Raw genomic sequence first — 17459 nt, forward strand, 5'->3', positions numbered from 1 at the left:
CGCATGCGCCGCAGCCCGCCGTGCTCTTCCTCTCAAAGGCGGTCTGTTCGATTCAAGTCTTCAGCCGTGCTTGTCTCCAGTCTGACAAGCACGGCTGAAGAAAGTTCCCTCTCAAAAAAAGAGTGCAGACAAAGCCGCTCCACACTTTGTCTGCACTCTAGCCTTTTATCCCGCATGCAAGATGCCGTAAGCCCCCGCTGCTAAAATGGAGCGGGGGCTTACGGCATTTAATTGACTGTGTACAATACAGGGGACAAAGACGCTGCGAGGTTAGCCTTTGTTCTTCTTTTCATCAGTGAGGGAGGAACAAACTCCTGCTGTTTGACAGTTCCTTTATTCTTCTGCTTCATCATAAGCCTGGATAATCTGCGCAACAAGCGGATGGCGCACGACATCGCTCTGGTCGAGATAAACAAACGAAACAGACGGAACCTTCTTGATAATCTTCTCCGCAGACACCAAGCCGGACTGTACCCCTTTCGGCAAGTCTATTTGCGTGCGATCTCCTGTAACAACCATTTTTGATCCAAACCCGAGACGAGTTAAGAACATTTTCATCTGCGCTTTCGTAGTGTTTTGCGCTTCGTCTAAAATCACAAAAGCATCATCAAGCGTCCGGCCGCGCATATAGGCAAGAGGCGCAATTTCAATGACCCCGCGTTCAATCAGCCGTTGAGTATGCTCTGCACCGAGCACATCATGCAGCGCATCATAAAGCGGACGCAAATAAGGGTCCACCTTTTCTTTAAGATCACCCGGCAGGAAACCGAGACTTTCCCCAGCCTCAACAGCCGGACGAGTTAAGATTATTCTTTTAACCTCTCCTTTTTTCAATGCGTGAACGGCCATCACCACCGCTAAATAGGTTTTTCCTGTGCCTGCCGGACCGATGCCAAAGACAAGATCTTTCCGGCGGATCGCCATCACATACTCCTGCTGTCCAAGCGTTTTAATTCGAATGGACTTTCCTTTGGCGTTTTTAGTGATTTCTTGGTTGTATAATTCTTCTAAATACTCTATCGTTCCATTTCGGGCCATCTGAACCGCATTGGTGATGTCCCTTTCACTGATTTGTATCCCTTTGCGGATGATGAGCAGCAAACGGTAAATAATCTCCCGGACAAGCGCCGCAGCTTCTTCCTCGCCGGCGATGTGTATCGTTTCTCCTCGAGTGATAATCGAAACGTGAAACTGCTCTTCAAGAATGGTTAAGTTTTTATCTGATACACCAAACAGAGCGGCTGCTTCATTTGGGTTTTCAAGTTGAATGTTCATTATGTTTTTCTCTTTTGGCATTCTTTATATCTCCTTGAATAATTCGTTGTTCAATCGCGATGTCTTCTAGGACTTGGAAGTGGATGCTCAAACTCACTTTACCATTCTTAAGCTGCTTGTGTAAAATTTTTTTTCCTATTATTTTCGATTTTTCAGGCAGCTTGATCAGCAGATCTTTCTCAGCCGCCTTCAATGCTTGCCGTTCCGCCTCTTCTTCTGAATAGATGCGTTTAACTCGGCGGCTTTCGTAATAGCTGTTTTTCACATACGTTACCGGGAGCTTAATTCCAAGAAAAGAAATCGCCTGTTCTTGCTCGTCCGTTTTATATTGAGTAAATTCCGGGTCCTGAAATCCCCAGACCGGAAGCTTGGCGCCCTTCACTTTCAGCCAATGCTTTCTAACATGGTGACCGCTAAGCGAATAGAAATCAGTCGCTAAGGGAAGTTCGACCGTCGTTTTGTACCAAGTCTCGCCATAGACCTTTCCGGAAGCCGCAACTCTTCTTGGCTTTTCCTCATTGCCAATATATCCCGAAACAAGCAGCTGTCCCTTGCGGACAAATTGATTTCTTTTAACTACCGATTGACCTTTCTCCACATACATTTTTATCACCACCGCATCTTTCGCTGAAACAAGATGACGGGGGCCTGTCCCCTTTCTCTCTTTGGGTGCATGCTTTTCTACTACCCGAAAATGATAGGTGCTTCCTCTTAATTCCACCCCTACCCACGTTAATCCTTCCACTTCATTAAACAGCTTCCTTTGAACGGTTTCCGGATCATCAACGGCCAGTATCAGCTTTCCCTTTTGAACGCCGATCCTATCCAACTGCTTGCGAAGCTTATGCTCCATTTCCGGGCTTGCACCTTCAATATCAATCCGCCAAATGATGTTGGAAAGCAGCAGAACTAGAAAAAGAAAAGCGATAGCTCCAACTAGAAACCCCGCGCTCCTCAAGAGACGCTTCGTCAGAAAGGGCAAGCCCTCCCCTTTGAGAATTATTATTTCTCCGTCAAATTGGCGGGCACATTTTCTCATGCTGGACAAATGACGAAGAGATATGGAAAAGCGGATCGTGCCTTCTCCATCATGCTTTATTTGCCAAATCGGGATGCCCGAGCGGTTCAGTTGATTGATAAATCGCGCTGTGCCAGCACCTGTTGCTTTCACATGAACGATTCCATAAACAAAAGCAAGCCACTGATTGTTCAAGCTTTCTCCCCCTTACCCTTCCAAAAAAATAAGCGTTTCAATTTTCCCTTCGAGCAGAATCTCCTCTGGCAAGATGGTCTTGATGGTAAAGGATTGGCCTTTAATTAACAGCTGCCCTTTTGCCAAAAGCAGTCTGACTTCTTTATCTGAAAAAGCAAGTAGCCCCCGATGATTTTCAATGTAAATATGAAGCTGACCAATCATCGTGATTCGCGGCAGGTCCATCATGACATCTTCAGGAAGGTTCATTGATTTTGTCAGCCAGCTCTTCATTTGCTGTCCCCACTTTTTTCTCATAAAAAAGAACCCCCCTCTCCTTTCAAAGATATGAAAGGAAAGGAAGGTTCATGTCTGTTTATTTCCTTCTGCGGGCCTTTGGGGGAGATAGAACTTCAGCGAAAATAATGCCTTTTAGAAGATCGTCCTCCAGCTTTGAAGGAGGGGCCTGTTCGTCTTCAGCTTCATTCTTGCCCATTCGCCCCTGCCTTCTTTTTTCATTGGGTGCCGGCTGATTGTCCTCCTCAGCCTTCGCTTTCTGAACGGCCGGCTCACGCTGCTGATCCCCCATTTGTATATCGCCTTCAATCATGGGCGCTTCCGGCCTTTCCGGCGAACGGGGGCGGCTTTTGGGCTTTCGCTTTGTTTTCTCTTCTCCTGACAGCCTGTTAAATATATTGACAATTAAACCAATTATAATCGCTGCAATAATCGATTCAATCGCAAAGACCTCCCTTCAAGGCAAGACGGATTGATTTAGCTTTCATCACCTTTATCACCCTTTTTTCCGCCGGCCATTTTGCCAATTGAACCGCGCATATCTGTATCGGCATCAATATTTTTATAATTCATATAGTCCATGACACCGATATTGCCGCTTCGCAATGCTTCAGCCATTGCTAAAGGCACATCCGCTTCTGCCTCTACTACTTTCGCACGCATTTCTTGCACGCGGGCTTTCATTTCCTGCTCGCTGGCAACGGCCATTGCCCGGCGTTCTTCCGCTTTGGCCTGAGCAATATTCTTGTCGGCTTCCGCCTGCTCTGTCTGCAATTCCGCACCGATATTCTTGCCGATATCCACATCGGCAATATCAATCGATAGAATTTCAAAAGCCGTTCCAGCATCCAGACCTTTGCCCAGTACCGTTTGCGAGATCATATCGGGATTTTCCAGCACTTTTTTATGATTATCACTCGAACCGATCGTCGATACAATGCCTTCCCCTACCCGGGCAACAACCGTGTCTTCGCCGGCCCCTCCGACTAAGCGATCAATATTGGCTCGTACAGTGATGCGGGCTTTTGCTTTTACTTCAATGCCATCCATCGCCACCCCGGCAATAAAGGGAGTTTCAATCACTTTCGGATTCACGCTCATTTGAACCGCTTCTAACACGTCGCGGCCGGCGAGGTCAATGGCTGCACATCGTTCAAATGTTAATTCAATATTGGCGCGATGGGCAGCGATCAAAGCATTCACGACGCGATCTACATTTCCTCCAGCTAAATAATGGCTTTCCAGCTGATTCGTACTTACGTTGATTCCTGCTTTAGAAGCTTTAATTAACGGGTTAATGACCCGGCTTGGAATCACGCGGCGAAGCCTCATTCCAATCAATGTGAATATGCTGACTTTCACCCCGGCCGCTAATGCAGAAATCCATAGCATAACGGGCACAAAGGTAAATAAGACCGCTAATAAAATCACGCCAATTACAACAGCTGCTATAATCATCACTAATCCAGCGTCCATGTTAACGCCTCCTTTATTCTTCTATTTCTCTCACGACGATGCGTGAGCCCTCCACCTTGACAATAATGACTTTCTTTTGCGCTTCGATAAAACCGCCTTCCGTAACCGCATCAATCCGCTCGCCATCCACAATGACAGTGCCTGCGGGCCGAAATGGCGTTTTCGCAAGACCGGTTTTGCCAATCAGTTCTAAACGGCTTATGTTAGAGACATAACCGCTTTCCGTATTGGTCGAGTCCGACAATATCATCCTTTTAAAAAATTTCATTTTTTTACCAAGCACCTTTACCATTAAAATCATTCCCAGAAGAGCAACAGCTACAGCAATCAGTATCGACATGCCCATCCACTTAACATCCTCTCCGGCAAGGATAATACTGCCGGCGACGGCCGATATTCCAAGAAAACCAGCAATCCCGCCTGGCAAAAACAGCTCCGCCAAAACGAGCAGGACGCCAATGGCAAAAAGCACAATCGACTCATACCCTGCCAGCCCCGCCACAAGATGCCCATAGAAGAACAGCAAAAGCGAGGAGAGGCCAATAGAACCAGGAAGACCGAACCCCGGAGAATACAGCTCTAAAATCAAGCCAAGGCTTGCTAGTGATAATAAGATTGGAACGACCACCGGACTGGTAACAAAGCGGGCGACCTTGTCTGCCCAGCTTTCTTCCACCTTTTTCAGCGGCGCTTGGGCCGCCTGTTCCGCCTTCAGCACATCATCCAAATGCCGAACGGTTGCTTTAGAATAGCCTGTCTCAAGCGCTTCCTTTGAAGAAAATGTTAACAGTTCGCCTTTTGGGGCATGGTACTGCGGCAGATGGATCGCGGGATCGGCCATCGCCATTGCATACAAAGGATCTAACCCATTATTTTCAGCTGCGCTCTTCATCGCTGAGCGCCAATAGCTTTGCGCCTTTTTATCAGCCGCATTCCCCTGCTGATCGATAATCGCAGCTGCCCCTATTTGAGCATTGGGAACCATATAAATGGCGTCTGCATGAAGAGAAATAAAGGCCCCTGCTGATAAGGCGCGATCATTGATGAAGGCGACTGTGCGAATCTTTGTTTCATCTAGCAGCTTGCCAATTTCACCGGCGGCATTTACTTGTCCTCCCGGCGTGTGAATATCCAGCACAATTAACTGAGCGCCGTTTGCCTCCGCCTCTTCAAATCCCCTCTTTAAAAAGGCATGCAGACCCTTTTCCACTTCATTATGAACAGGAATGACATACACAGCATGATTCTCTGCATTGGAGGGGGAGGGAGACAGGATGAATCCGATGATCAGGAGAATGAAACCAGCAGCTAATAATTGAAAACGACGTATAAAACCCACCGCCTTTTCTAAGTTCATTACTCTCTATACGTTCATTGTAAGGAAAAAGTTTCACTATTAAAAGAAGCACTGCAAATTGAGATCATAAAAAAAGAGACAGCAATCAATTGCTGTCTCTTTTTTTATGACAAATGCTTCTGAACCAGCTTATTAACAGCGCCGCCGTCCGCTTTTCCTTTCACTTTCGGCATAAGCGCGCTCATCACTTTACCGATATCCGCTTTCGAAGAAGCCTGAACTTCCGCAATCGTTTCTTTGACCATTGCTTCCAATTCTTCGTCTGAAAGCTGCTGCGGCATATATTCGTTCACGTAAGTTAGTTCAGTCTGAATTTTTGAAACAAGATCTGCGCGTCCCGCTTTCTCAAATTCATGGAGGGAGTCTTTGCGTTGTTTCACTTCGCGAGAAAGAACCGTCAATTCTTCATCTTCTGTCAATTCTTTATGTCCAGCTTTAATAGCCTCGTTTTGCAAAGCCGCTTTCAACATGCGAATGACAGTCAATTTATCTTTTTCTTTATTTTTCATCGCTTGCTTCATATCATTGTTTAAACGCTCGAGAAGACTCATTCTTATACCCTCTCTCTCTTTACCACTTACGTTTTCTAGCCGCTTCAGATTTCTTTTTACGCTTTACGCTTGGTTTTTCATAAAATTCACGTTTTCTATATTCTTGTAAAGTTCCAGTTTTGGAAACAGAACGTTTGAAACGACGTAGAGCATCTTCAAGCGATTCGTTTTTGCGAACAACTGTTTTTGACATTTCTCTTTCCCTCCCTCCGAACACTTACGATTACATGTTCCGTTATGGAAATTCCATGTACTAAATAATTATAATACATGCTGCTGAAGCGGTCAAGAAATTTTCTTTACAAGCTTTTCGTTTAGTAGGAAGAATCTGACTTCAGCCCTTGGATGATCTTCACCCCTGAGCTGGCGCCGATCCTAGTCGCCCCGGCTTTAATCATGTTCTCCGCATCCTCTTTGCTGCGCACGCCGCCGGATGCTTTCACTCCCACATGAGGCCCTACTGTCCGTCTCATTAAGGCCACATCTTCAACCGTCGCTCCGCCTGTTGAGAAACCGGTGGATGTTTTCACATAATCCGCTCCAGCCGCAACGGCCAGCTGACAAGCTTTTTGCTTTTCTTCATCTGTCAATAAACTCGTTTCAATAATTACTTTAGATAGCGCCTTTCCTTTGGCAGCAGCCGTCACGGCTTGAATATCTTTCAGAACCGTTTCCTCGTCGCCGTCTTTTAATGCGCCAATATTGAGAACCATATCCACTTCCTGAGCGCCTTTTTGAATGACGTCTTTTGTTTCAAAGGCTTTTACTTCGGTTGTGGTAGCCCCTAAAGGAAAACCGATGACTGTGCACACTTTCACTTCCGTCCCTGCTAACTGCTCGCTAGCAAAAGCGACCCATGAAGGATTCACACATACCGAAGCAAACCCATATGCTTTAGCTTCTTCGCACAGCTTTTTTATTTCCTCTTTTGTTGCGTCCGCTTTTAACAGCGTATGATCAATTGTTTTGGCCATATCTCCAAATTGTTTCGTTATCATGAATAATCTCCCTCCAGAAGAGTTGTCCGTACCTCTTTATCTTATCATCGACAGCTGGAAAATGCGAGAAAGCGGGCATTCGATTTTAAAATTACCCTATTTTGATAAAAATAAAAGCCTTTTATGCAGATTTTGCACAAAAGGCTCTTTCTTATTTCGCCGTCTTAAGCTCATCTTCCATCACGCGGACAAATTGTCCCTCATTATGGGGATAGCCGGCTTGGGTAATTTTCACCTTTACGATCTGCCCGACCATCGCTTCTGTTGCCGGGAAGACGACTTTCAAATAGTTATCTGTATAGCCTACATACAGGTCATCCCGATCTGTTTCTTTAAAACGCTCCTCGGGAATCACTTCCAAAACCTCTCCTTCAAAACGGGAGGCATATTCTTTAGCCAGCTGATCAGACAGCGCAATCAAGCGGTGAACGCGGTCATGTTTCACCTCTTCATCGACCTGATTCTCCATGCGGGCAGCCGGTGTGCCTGTCCGTTTAGAATAAGGGAACACATGAAGCTCTGAGAATTTATGCTCTTTAACAAAGCGATACGTTTCCATAAACTCCTCTTCCGTTTCGCCTGGAAATCCGACAATGACATCAGACGTAACAGCAAGACCGGGAAGCGCCTCTTTCAATCGGTTTAAGCGGTCTGCGAATTGCTCCATTGTATATTTGCGCCGCATTCTTTTCAATACGGTGTCTGATCCTGATTGCAGCGGAATGTGCAAATGTCTCACTACAATGTTGGAACGGTCAATCACCTCAATCACTTCATCGGTTAACTGGCTCGCTTCAATGGAAGAAATGCGAACGCGCTTTAACCCTTTGACTTGCTCCAAGTCCCGAAGAAGCATAGCCAAGTTGTAATCCTTCATATCTGAACCGTAGCCGCCCGTATGGATCCCCGTTAATACAATCTCTTTATAGCCGGCATCCACCAGCTGCTGAGCTTGCCGGAGAACTTCTTGCGGATCACGGGAGCGCATTAAACCGCGCGCCCATGGAATAATACAAAACGTGCAGAAATTATTGCAGCCTTCTTGTATTTTCAAAGAAGCGCGGGTGCGGTCCGTAAAGGCGGGAACGTCTAATTCCTCATACACGCGATTCTTCATAATATTACCCACACCGTTAATCGGCTGCCGCTCTTTTTTAAATTGTTCAATGTAATCAAGCATCTTCACGCGATCCTGCGTTCCGACAACGACATCCACTCCAGGAATAGCCATGATCTCAGCAGGAGAGGTTTGGGCATAGCAGCCAGTGACGCAAATGACGGCATCGGGATTTTTACGAACAGCGCGGCGAATCACTTGGCGGCTTTTCTTGTCACCTGTATTGGTTACGGTACAAGTGTTGATCACATATACATCCGCTGCCGATTCAAAGTCTACCCGTTCATAATTTTGCTGTTTAAACAGCTGCCAAATCGCTTCTGTTTCATAATGATTTACTTTACAACCTAAAGTATACATAGCTACGGTTTTACGAAGCTCTTTACTCATATATTTCATCCTTTCATTATATCCACTCAAACAATGTCAACGAAATTAATAATATCATATCATTATACTTTCTTTCTAACCTAATTAGCTCATCGTTTCAATCATGTTTTTACTGGAATTTTTTCTATCGCCATTTATGAATGGTTTATCACCAAAAAACCGGGGATGAAAATCTCAATGTCCGGTTTCCAAGCAAAGAAGCAGGAAAAAATAAGCGTCGGCTACGGTGTCCAAAACCACCTCATTTGAGGAGTTTGATTTTATTGATGGTTCCCTCCATTCTCTCGTTGGAAAGCGGTGAAATGATCGCATCCAACAACTCTTCTTCACATACAATCAAGGCTTCAGCTACCTTTGAAATCGTTCCCTGATACCGTTTGAAACACTTATCAGCTTGTCGTTTTGTTGTACTTGAGGACGTGTCGCATATGCTATAAGGATTGATCAAGATGTTCCGCTTGCCCCCCTTCCTCGCACCACGAAGCAACGAATCCTTTTTCTTCTTTAGTTAAAGCGCTCGGACAATGGTCGATCAAACGTTCTTGTGAAAAGCATGTCTGCTCATCCCCATAAAGGTGTTGAACCTCTTCTTCCGCCTGGTTTTGAAAAATAAAAGCAGGCTGAGACCTGAGTGGAAAATCATTGGAATTGGGATAAGCCTAAAAGTAATGGGGCTGTCCCAAAAGTCGGTGAAACCGACTTTTGAGGACGGCCCCTGTTTTTTTTCTATTTTTAAGCACAAAAAAATCGCTCTTTCTTGTAAAATGTAAGTAACCAAACCAACACATACAAAAGGAGCGATTTTTTTATGAGCAGCCAAAAGACTACTCCCACAAATTATAACACGGACCAGTTGTCTTTACCACTAGAAACGGAAGAGGTGTCCACGCAAAAAAAGAACTTCCGTTCCAAACCTGTCTTTGTTTCCTATCAAACAGACCAGCTGATGCTTCCGATGGATCTCAGTGACTGGATTCCTGCACACCATGTCTCCCGTTTTATCCATGAGATGATTGAAAACATGCCCGATGAGCTGTTCATCAAGCCTTATAAAGGCGGCGGCCGAAGTGCCTATCACCCCAAAATGATGGTCAAAATTCTTCTTTATGCGTACTCGCAAAAGGTCTATTCCTGCCGAGGAATCGCGAAGATGCTAGACGAAAACCTGCCGATGATTTGGCTCTCTGCCATGCAAAAACCAGATTTCCGTACGATTAACCGTTTCCGCAGCGGGCAGATGAAATCCATGATCGACACGCTGTTCGAGGAAATGATTCTCCTCTTGATTGAAAACCAATATATTTCCATGGAGAACTATTTTCTGGACGGCACAAAGATCGAGGCAAATGCCAATAAATACTCCTTTTCCTGGAAAAAAGCGACGATGAGATTTGAAGCGAAATTAAGAGAGAAGATCAAGGAGACCCTGCACCACATTCAAGAGATCGTGGAGGCAGATGAAGCTTCTATGATCGCGGAATGCCTGGAGGCGAAAAAAGTCAGCCCTGAACAATTGGCGCAAGTGGAAACGGTTCTGGAAAAGAAAATGGAACAGATAGAGAAAGACGTGGCGCAAGAAGATAGGAAAGAACGCAAGGCTAAGCGCCAAAAGCGATCCTTTGTTCAAAAGCTGGCAAAATCCGTAAGCAGGGATTTTATTCCGCGCCTGGTGAAATATAAACAACAAATGGAGACATACGGCGACCGAAACAGCTTTTCCAAAACCGATACAGATGCCACGTTTATGAGAATGAAAGAAGATCACATGAAAAACGGACAGCTAAAGCCTGGCTACAATGTGCAGATGGCAACGGAAAACCAATTTGTTTTGTTCTATACCATTCACCAGCGCCCAACGGATACTCGCTGTTTCATTCCGCACATGGAGAAACTGAAAGGCTCTCGCCTGCCGTTTCCGAAAAAAGTGATCGCCGATGCCGGCTATGGAAGCGAAAGCAACTATGTATATGCGACGGAAGAAAAAATGGACTATTTGATTCCTTATAATACCTATCTGAAAGAACAAAAACGCAGGTATAAAAAAGATCGTTTCCAGCCAAGGAACTGGACCTATATAGAAGAAGATGACGTATATATCTGTCCGAATGACCGCCGCATTCGCTTCAAACGTTATTCCACCCGTACGGATTCTTACGGGATGAAGAGAGATTTTAAAATTTATGAATGTGAGGATTGTACAGACTGCCCGCTGAAAGCCCTATGCACAAAATCGAAAGGGAACCGGCAGATTCATTACAACCCCGTGTACGAAGAAATGAAAGCAAAAGCCAAGAACAGCCTTTGGTCTGACGAGAACACACCGATTTATGCCCGGCGGAAAGTCGAGGTCGAAAGTGCGTTCGGTCATATCAAGGGCAATCGGTCGTTCCGCAGATTTTCCTTGCGGGGGATCGACAAGGTGCACACGGAATTTGGGATTGTGGCGTTAGCCCACAACTTCCTGAAAATGGCGGGCCTAGCCCAAACATTTTCAGGAAACCCGCTTACAATGAAAGAACGCGGAGAGAAAAACGAGTTGTTTTTCTCTCCGCGTTCTTATTTTAGGGGCTTATGGGACAGCCCCATTTTGATTTTCACTATGTTTAGTCCCAGCCTCTAATTATATCTTTTCATTTCTTTTTTATTTTGAAAAGATTTTTCTCCACCACTATGCGCACTTCTTCCTCATGAATGCCAGAAATTCAAAAAACCATTCCTGTTTTACATTTCTCAATATAAACAGGCTCTTTTTATTCATTTACTTCACAGGCGACAATTCATCCTCCGTCACCCATTTATGATTCTTTACTGTTTTTCCTCCTGTTGTAGGAACATAATCAATCATATATACAACAGTCTTTTCAGCGGAGTCAATCACTGCTTTTGCTCCTTTCATGCCTTTCATATGATCCGCTTCAATCACTACTTGATCTCCAGGCTTCAGTTCCTTATCTCCGGCATCTTTTATTTCCTGCTGAATGACCCATTTATGATTTTCAACCCTTTTACCGCCAGTAGTGGGGTCATAGGAAACAACATATGCCGTGGTATCAAACGCTCCAACAATTGTTGCTTCTGCACCCTTCATGCCTTTCATATGATCTGTTTCGATCATTGCCTTGCTGCCAACAGGGTATTTGGGGTTTTGAGCTTTCTCAAGTCCTTTAGGGATTTCTCCTGACTCGGAATGTTCCATCCCGCTATGGCCTTCTTCCATATTTGAATCGGCCATCTCCGAACTTTCTTCTGTTTTCTTCTGATCTTCAGCAGTCTGCTGCTTTTCCTCTTCTTTGTCATTTGCCCCATCATTATTTTGCCCGCATGCTGCAAGCACTAACATCAGAACCAAAACAATCCCATAACCGAGCTTTTTCAAATTCATCACCTCAATATCAAATTTCAATTCCATGCCAAATAAACAAGCCATCTGCCTCAGGTAAACATGTTCCCTAATTTCGCCCGTGCTCTTCCCAGACCTTTTCCTTTTTTAATCATTCTTTCCACCATCACATCGCTTATACAAGGCATCGGGCTGCCTTTCTTACAATTACTAACTATATAATTGGACAAAGAATCTATATCATTTATGTAAAACTGCAAAGATTTTGTCCAATAACATTTCTTCATGAAAAGATTTCCACGTTGGAAGGAAGATTAAACATTTCTTTATCTTTTATAAATAAACGCTGGAGAAAAAAACTGTTTGGGATTCGTCCTTTATAATCTTTATTATTGCTTACCATTCCAATGATAGATTATTTGCACAACGCCGGAAGAGAACGTTCTTGTCTTCACCATTTTTAAATTTATCCTCTGTTTTATATCGCTAAATAACGGTTTTCCTTCTCCCAGAACAACAGGGTGAATGGATAATCTAAATTCATCAACAAGCCCTAAATTTATAAACGCTGTCATAAGACTGGCTCCGCCATACAGCCAGATGTCTTTACCAGGCCTTTCCTTCAATTTATTTACTTCTTCAAGAATATTATCATTTATAAATCTTGCTTGATTATCCGTCCCTTTCTGCGTTCTGGAAAACACATATTTCTCTTTACTATGAACCAGCTCCCAAATTTCCTTTTCGATATCAGCGTCTTCATTTTTTGGAATATATTGTCCCCACAAGTCATAGCTTTTTCTGCCGTATAAAATAGTATCAATTTGATTCAGGAAATCAGTAAACCCCATATCAGGGTCCATAACGCACCAATCAACTTCCCCATTTTTTCCTTCAATAAAACCATCTAAAGTGACTGCTAAATCTAATATTACTTTTCTCTGTTTTGTGTTGTTTGTCATAGCTCTTCTTCCTTTTCAGTTTTTCATTAACTAATCAACAAGTGAGGATTCAATATAGCGTTTATCCCATTGGAAAGCTGTTGTTTTAACGTAAGCTCACATTCGTAATGTTCTCCTGCTATTTGTTCCCAGGGTAATATAGCAAGATTTCAGCAATCTATCAAATATTTACATTTTCCATTAAAAGAGTTCATTCCTTCTAAGTGCTTCTGTTTATTTATGAGGGAGCCGGTACTCATGCTGGACCTTGGTATTTGGTAAATAAATACTAAATCTACTGTTCAGCCCGCAAAATGCTTTTTTTCCACTCCAAATACAAGCCGAATTTCACATCGAATGCAGGACAATGAAAGCCTTATACGATGCATATTTGAGCCTCTCCCAAGGAGTGATGTTCTCAACAAAGGGCTTTTTCTTGATGAAATCTCTTTCTATTTAATGCTATCAGACTTTAACAGCGAAGACACAGAGTAAAAGTCACCTTCAAAAATTTTTTGTATATTTGCCCAGTCTTTAGACGAGCCGAGCATAACCGTGATTTATACCGATCTTTTTTCCATCCGGCAAACAGAAATTTGGAATCGCTGTACGAACCAGTCAGTCTGAAAGAGTGCTGGATCAGCGCAGCCATGCCGTCAATTCCTTTGCGCATATTGTTTTTCCCCCAAAGTTAATGGTTATTGAGACATGAGAAAAGCACCTCGTTGTAGTTAATATATATTCCATATATCAATCTGCTTCTACTTTTTAGTCTAGCATCCCCCTTCCTTCTTTTATGGGTAATTTTATGCTAAGATTACTATTATCCATATTTAACATTTTCTCCCTTCACAATTCTTAGTTTTGAACAAATCCAAGAATACGGGATCGCGTGCTGAAAGCGACCAACTTTAAGTTTAGAGCCTGCAATGGAGTAAAGATCTGTTAGAAATGGAGCATTTATAAAATGAGGAGGCTCACTAAGGGCAAAGACTCAATGAATGTGGTTGTGGTGAAACACTCATCAAGTGGAATGAAGAGTGATATTCTTTATCTATTTTCTCATTTATCTTGTTCGCAGAAGCCGAACTAATTGAATGTGTTAGCAGAATCCATTCAGTAACGTATACAGTCAAATTTTGATACTTTTAAAAAAGGAGGCGTTTTTTATGAAAATCTCAGAAGTTAATTGGTTTGATATAGCATTTCAGGTTGGTTGGTTAATTTTTATAGTGGCATTAATTTTTCTTATATATAATTTTTTCAAAAAGAGAAAAACGAATTAGAAATCAATGTTGTAAAAAATAAAAACCATTACTTTTAGCAAATAATGCTTGCTAATTAAGTGATGGTTTTACTTTTTTTTATGCAGGTTTCAACCCGAACTTTCGTGTAGAGAGTGACCAATCCTCACCTCTCTGGCTATTAGCTGGGGAGGTATTTCAATCCACACTCTCATGTAGAGAGTGACCCTAGCTGAAATAAGACGCGCAATCGCCAGCAAGATTTCAATCCACACTCTCATGTAGAGAGTGACGCCTTTGCCTAGCACTTTTCCGTCTTCGTATCCCCATTTCAATCCACACTCTCATGTAGAGAGTGACGCATAAATAGCTAAAAAACCAGCCAATTTAACAGAATTTCAATCCACACTCTCATGTAGAGAGTGACAGCTTCGGAAGATCGCTTAAACTCACTTTAGTTTCATTTCAATCCACACTCTCATGTAGAGAGTGACCAGCGCGGGCATCCTCAGCTGATACTCCGAAGGTACATTTCAATCCACACTCTCATGTAGAGAGTGACTCGGTGGTTAGCGACTTTGTATAATAGGTAAACCAATTTCAATCCACACTCTCATGTAGAGAGTGACTATTTTTTACGATCTTAATAAATTCTTTATCGAATTTCAATCCACACTCTCATGTAGAGAGTGACGGTAATTAATCATGACACACTTTGTCTGATCACTATTTCAATCCACACTCTCATGTAGAGAGTGACTGTCTCCTTATATAGAAGAGATTCCGGCGAAAAAATTTCAATCCACACTCTCATGTAGAGAGTGACTTTAGCTTTATGCGCAACCCACTCAAAATGCTTTCATTTCAATCCACACTCTCATGTAGAGAGTGACTTCTTATCTTCCGGTGCTTCGTAATCCTCTCGTGATTTCAATCCACACTCTCATGTAGAGAGTGACTGAGTCAGTTGATATAATATTGCGTACAACGATGATTTCAATCCACACTCTCATGTAGAGAGTGACATATTCCAAAATTTCAACTTCCAGCACCTTTATTATTTCAATCCACACTCTCATGTAGAGAGTGACAGCGAGATATGGTAGCCTCGCCTACTAAGCATACTATATTTTGTGTTAACTGAAAATGATTTAACTGGCCTTTCGTGGATTTTCCTCTAAAAAGGAGAAAAAAGAGTGCGAATCCCCCTGGTTTTTTATGTGAGCTTGGGGTTCGCACCATGCTATTATACGTCCTGATGGTGATCCATTAGACGACACTGTTTTTTTTATCTATTGTCCTTGCAATCTCTATAAATAGCATTTCATTATTTATTACTTATTGATCTCTATATTTTAGTACACTCAAAAAAAGAGCTTTAATTAGCAAAACTAATTAAACTGCTCTTCTCCATAAATACTTATAGAAACAATAAGTTCATCTATTCTTATGAATACTGAATGTTGACGGAATCTAGCTATGGTTACTGTGGCATAACCGATTGTTTAGGATGCCTTAGTTGGCCTATTGCCCCCTCATTAGTTCAAAATGGTAGGATATAGCCGATAGAGCGTAAAGCGGTGCTGTTTCAGTCCGCAGTATTCTCGGCCCGAGCCCGCACGGAATGAATCCGCTGCTTTTAAGCTGCTCCGCTTCTTTTGTAGAAAATCCGCCTTCCGGTCCAAAAATAATCAGCAATTTCTCTCCGGGCTGCACCTCGGCTAGGGCTTGGCAGAAGGCCTTCTTCTCGCCTTGCTTCGCCTCTTCCTCGTAGGCGAATAATTTATGGGAATAGCCTTTTCCTATTTCGATCATTCCCTCGAGGTTCACCGGCTTAGACACATCCGGTATGCGGTTTCGATGGGATTGCTCAGCGGCTTCCTTTGCAATCTTAGCCCAGCGCTCTTTCTTTTTCTCCGCCTTCTTTTCATCCCACTTGACGATGGAACGATCCGCATGAAAAGGGATAAACAGGCTGGCTCCCAGTTCCGTTCCCTTTTGAATGACAAGCTCCAGCTTATCCCCTTTCGGCAAGCCGCTCCCAATGGCGACATCAATCGGCAGCTCCTTCTTATCATGAATCCACTCTACTATACAAGCCAGCGCATAATCATCGGAAAATTCCTCAATCTCTGCTGTTGCGGCTTCTCCGTCGGGAAAAACGACGTATACATGGCTGCCTATTTCCATGCGCATGACCCGCGATAAATGATGGAAATCTTCTCCTGTGATTTTGACGGGCTGACCGTCAGCTGGCCGTTCATTTACAAAATAACGCTGCAAGACTGTCACCTCGTCTTCTATCATTTTAATAACTGATGCATACAGTCAGGAATTCTTTTTGGCAATAATGGCCACCCAGTCTTCCATCCACATCGTCTCTTCGATTTCAAATCCATTCGCTGCAATCGCATCTTTTACTTCTTCGCGCTTTTGCCCGATGATTCCAGAAGAAATAAAGTAGCCGCCCGGCTTTACGATTTGAGCTACTTCATGTGTAAACGACATGATTACCTTAGCCAAAATATTCGCTACTACTATATCCGCTGGGTCATGAATGCCATCCAGCAGGTTGTTCTGAGCCACGGTCACTTTGTCCTCTACGCCGTTCAGCCTGATGTTCTCCTTAGCCGCTGCAACCGCAACCGCATCCAGATCCAAAGCGGTCACTTTCTGCGCTCCAAGGAGAGCTGCTCCTATGCTCAGCACGCCTGAGCCTGTGCCGACATCCACGACATAATCACCAGATTTCACGAAGCGTTCCAGCGCTTGCAAGCACATTACCGTAGTCGGATGAGTGCCCGTGCCAAAAGCCATCCCGGGATCCAGCTCAATAATCAGTTCATCTGTGCTAACCGGCCGGTAATCTTCCCAGGTAGGAACGACAGTGAATTTTTCAGAAATTTTCACCGGATTATAGTATTGCTTCCATGCAGTGGCCCAATCTTCTTCATTCACTTCTGTGACCTTCATGACATTTTGGCCGATATCGATATGATAAGCAGTGAGATTCTTAATGGAGTCGGCAATTCCTTCTACTGTTTCGTTAAGAAAGCTGCTGACAGGCAAGTAGGCTTTCACAATGACCCCCTCTTCCGGATAATCACCGGGATCCAATTGGTAGATCTCGCCAAATTGATCTTTTCGTTCCCTTTCGAGTTCAAAAGGATCTTCGATGACTACTCCGCTCGCGCCTGCCTCGTGTAAAATATTTGAAATAGCCTCTACTGCTTCGTTGGTTGTTTGAATGCTAATTTCAGACCACTTCATGTACTGCCACT

16 protein-coding genes and 1 CRISPR repeat array are annotated in these 17459 nt (G+C 43.6%); of the genes, 1 reads left to right on the forward strand and 15 read right to left on the reverse strand.

Features of this window, described 5'->3' with window-relative positions:
- Nucleotides 1–333: 333 nt before the first annotated feature.
- From CEF20_RS09645 to CEF20_RS09700, 11 genes are all read right to left on the reverse strand, one after another.
- Nucleotides 334–1296, reverse strand: coding sequence for a PhoH family protein (locus tag CEF20_RS09645; RefSeq protein ID WP_100331607.1), 963 nt, complete (start codon nt 1294–1296; stop codon nt 334–336).
- A complete protein-coding gene (gene yqfD / locus CEF20_RS09650; RefSeq protein ID WP_100331608.1) occupies nt 1259–2488 on the reverse strand; it encodes a sporulation protein YqfD in 1230 nt (409 codons plus the stop codon). Before yqfD ends, CEF20_RS09645 begins: the two co-directional genes overlap by 38 nt.
- Nucleotides 2489–2500: 12 nt before the next feature.
- Complete coding sequence (gene yqfC / locus CEF20_RS09655) at nt 2501–2785, reverse strand: sporulation protein YqfC (RefSeq protein WP_100331609.1); 285 nt, start codon at nt 2783–2785, stop codon at nt 2501–2503.
- Nucleotides 2786–2843: 58 nt separating this feature from the next.
- Nucleotides 2844–3077, reverse strand: a complete 234-nt coding sequence (locus tag CEF20_RS09660; protein ID WP_100331610.1) for a hypothetical protein — start codon at nt 3075–3077, stop codon at nt 2844–2846.
- Nucleotides 3078–3241: 164 nt separating this feature from the next.
- On the reverse strand, nt 3242–4240 hold the full coding sequence (gene floA / locus CEF20_RS09665) for a flotillin-like protein FloA (RefSeq protein WP_100331611.1): 999 nt from the start codon (nt 4238–4240) through the stop codon (nt 3242–3244).
- Nucleotides 4241–4253: 13 nt separating this feature from the next.
- Entirely contained in the window at nt 4254–5597 is a 1344-nt protein-coding gene (locus CEF20_RS09670) for an NfeD family protein (RefSeq protein ID WP_100331612.1), read from the reverse strand.
- A 104-nt stretch (nt 5598–5701) separates the two neighbouring features.
- Nucleotides 5702–6148: a GatB/YqeY domain-containing protein gene (locus tag CEF20_RS09675; RefSeq protein ID WP_100331613.1), complete on the reverse strand. Its 447-nt coding sequence runs from the start codon at nt 6146–6148 to the stop codon at nt 5702–5704.
- Nucleotides 6149–6167: 19 nt separating this feature from the next.
- Nucleotides 6168–6341, reverse strand: a complete 174-nt coding sequence (rpsU, locus tag CEF20_RS09680) for a 30S ribosomal protein S21 (RefSeq protein WP_100331614.1) — start codon at nt 6339–6341, stop codon at nt 6168–6170.
- Nucleotides 6342–6462: 121 nt separating this feature from the next.
- Nucleotides 6463–7146: a deoxyribose-phosphate aldolase gene (gene deoC / locus CEF20_RS09685; protein ID WP_100331615.1), complete on the reverse strand. Its 684-nt coding sequence runs from the start codon at nt 7144–7146 to the stop codon at nt 6463–6465.
- Between the two features lie 151 nt (nt 7147–7297).
- Complete coding sequence (gene mtaB / locus CEF20_RS09690) at nt 7298–8653, reverse strand: tRNA (N(6)-L-threonylcarbamoyladenosine(37)-C(2))-methylthiotransferase MtaB (RefSeq protein WP_100331616.1); 1356 nt, start codon at nt 8651–8653, stop codon at nt 7298–7300.
- 532 nt (nt 8654–9185) lie between these two features.
- On the reverse strand, nt 9186–9473 hold the full coding sequence (locus CEF20_RS09700; protein ID WP_100331618.1) for a hypothetical protein: 288 nt from the start codon (nt 9471–9473) through the stop codon (nt 9186–9188).
- Between CEF20_RS09700 and CEF20_RS09705 the strand changes: the two genes are divergently transcribed.
- Nucleotides 9462–11273 carry an IS1182 family transposase gene (locus CEF20_RS09705; RefSeq protein ID WP_232713425.1) on the forward strand — a complete coding sequence of 604 codons (1812 nt, stop codon included), beginning with the start codon at nt 9462–9464 and terminating at the stop codon, nt 11271–11273. The two genes, CEF20_RS09700 and CEF20_RS09705, sit on opposite strands and share 12 nt — an antisense overlap.
- Nucleotides 11274–11411: 138 nt before the next feature.
- On the opposite strand, the gene CEF20_RS09710 is transcribed toward CEF20_RS09705, so the two are convergent.
- From CEF20_RS09710 to prmA, 4 genes are all read right to left on the reverse strand, one after another.
- Entirely contained in the window at nt 11412–12035 is a 624-nt protein-coding gene (locus tag CEF20_RS09710; RefSeq protein ID WP_100332073.1) for a YdhK family protein, read from the reverse strand.
- 347 nt (nt 12036–12382) lie between these two features.
- Nucleotides 12383–12955 carry a dihydrofolate reductase family protein gene (locus CEF20_RS09715; RefSeq protein WP_100331619.1) on the reverse strand — a complete coding sequence of 191 codons (573 nt, stop codon included), beginning with the start codon at nt 12953–12955 and terminating at the stop codon, nt 12383–12385.
- Between the two features lie 1351 nt (nt 12956–14306).
- A CRISPR array of direct repeats spans nt 14307–15269; the repeat unit is 32 nt; unit sequence ATTTCAATCCACACTCTCATGTAGAGAGTGAC.
- A 433-nt stretch (nt 15270–15702) separates the two neighbouring features.
- Nucleotides 15703–16461 carry a 16S rRNA (uracil(1498)-N(3))-methyltransferase gene (locus CEF20_RS09725; protein ID WP_100331621.1) on the reverse strand — a complete coding sequence of 253 codons (759 nt, stop codon included), beginning with the start codon at nt 16459–16461 and terminating at the stop codon, nt 15703–15705.
- Between the two features lie 45 nt (nt 16462–16506).
- A complete protein-coding gene (gene prmA / locus CEF20_RS09730; RefSeq protein WP_100331622.1) occupies nt 16507–17448 on the reverse strand; it encodes a 50S ribosomal protein L11 methyltransferase in 942 nt (313 codons plus the stop codon).
- Between the last annotated feature and the right edge of the window lie 11 nt (nt 17449–17459).

The sequence above is a fragment of the Bacillus xiapuensis genome (assembly GCF_002797355.1).
Lineage (GTDB): Bacteria > Bacillota > Bacilli > Bacillales > Domibacillaceae > Bacillus_CE > Bacillus_CE xiapuensis.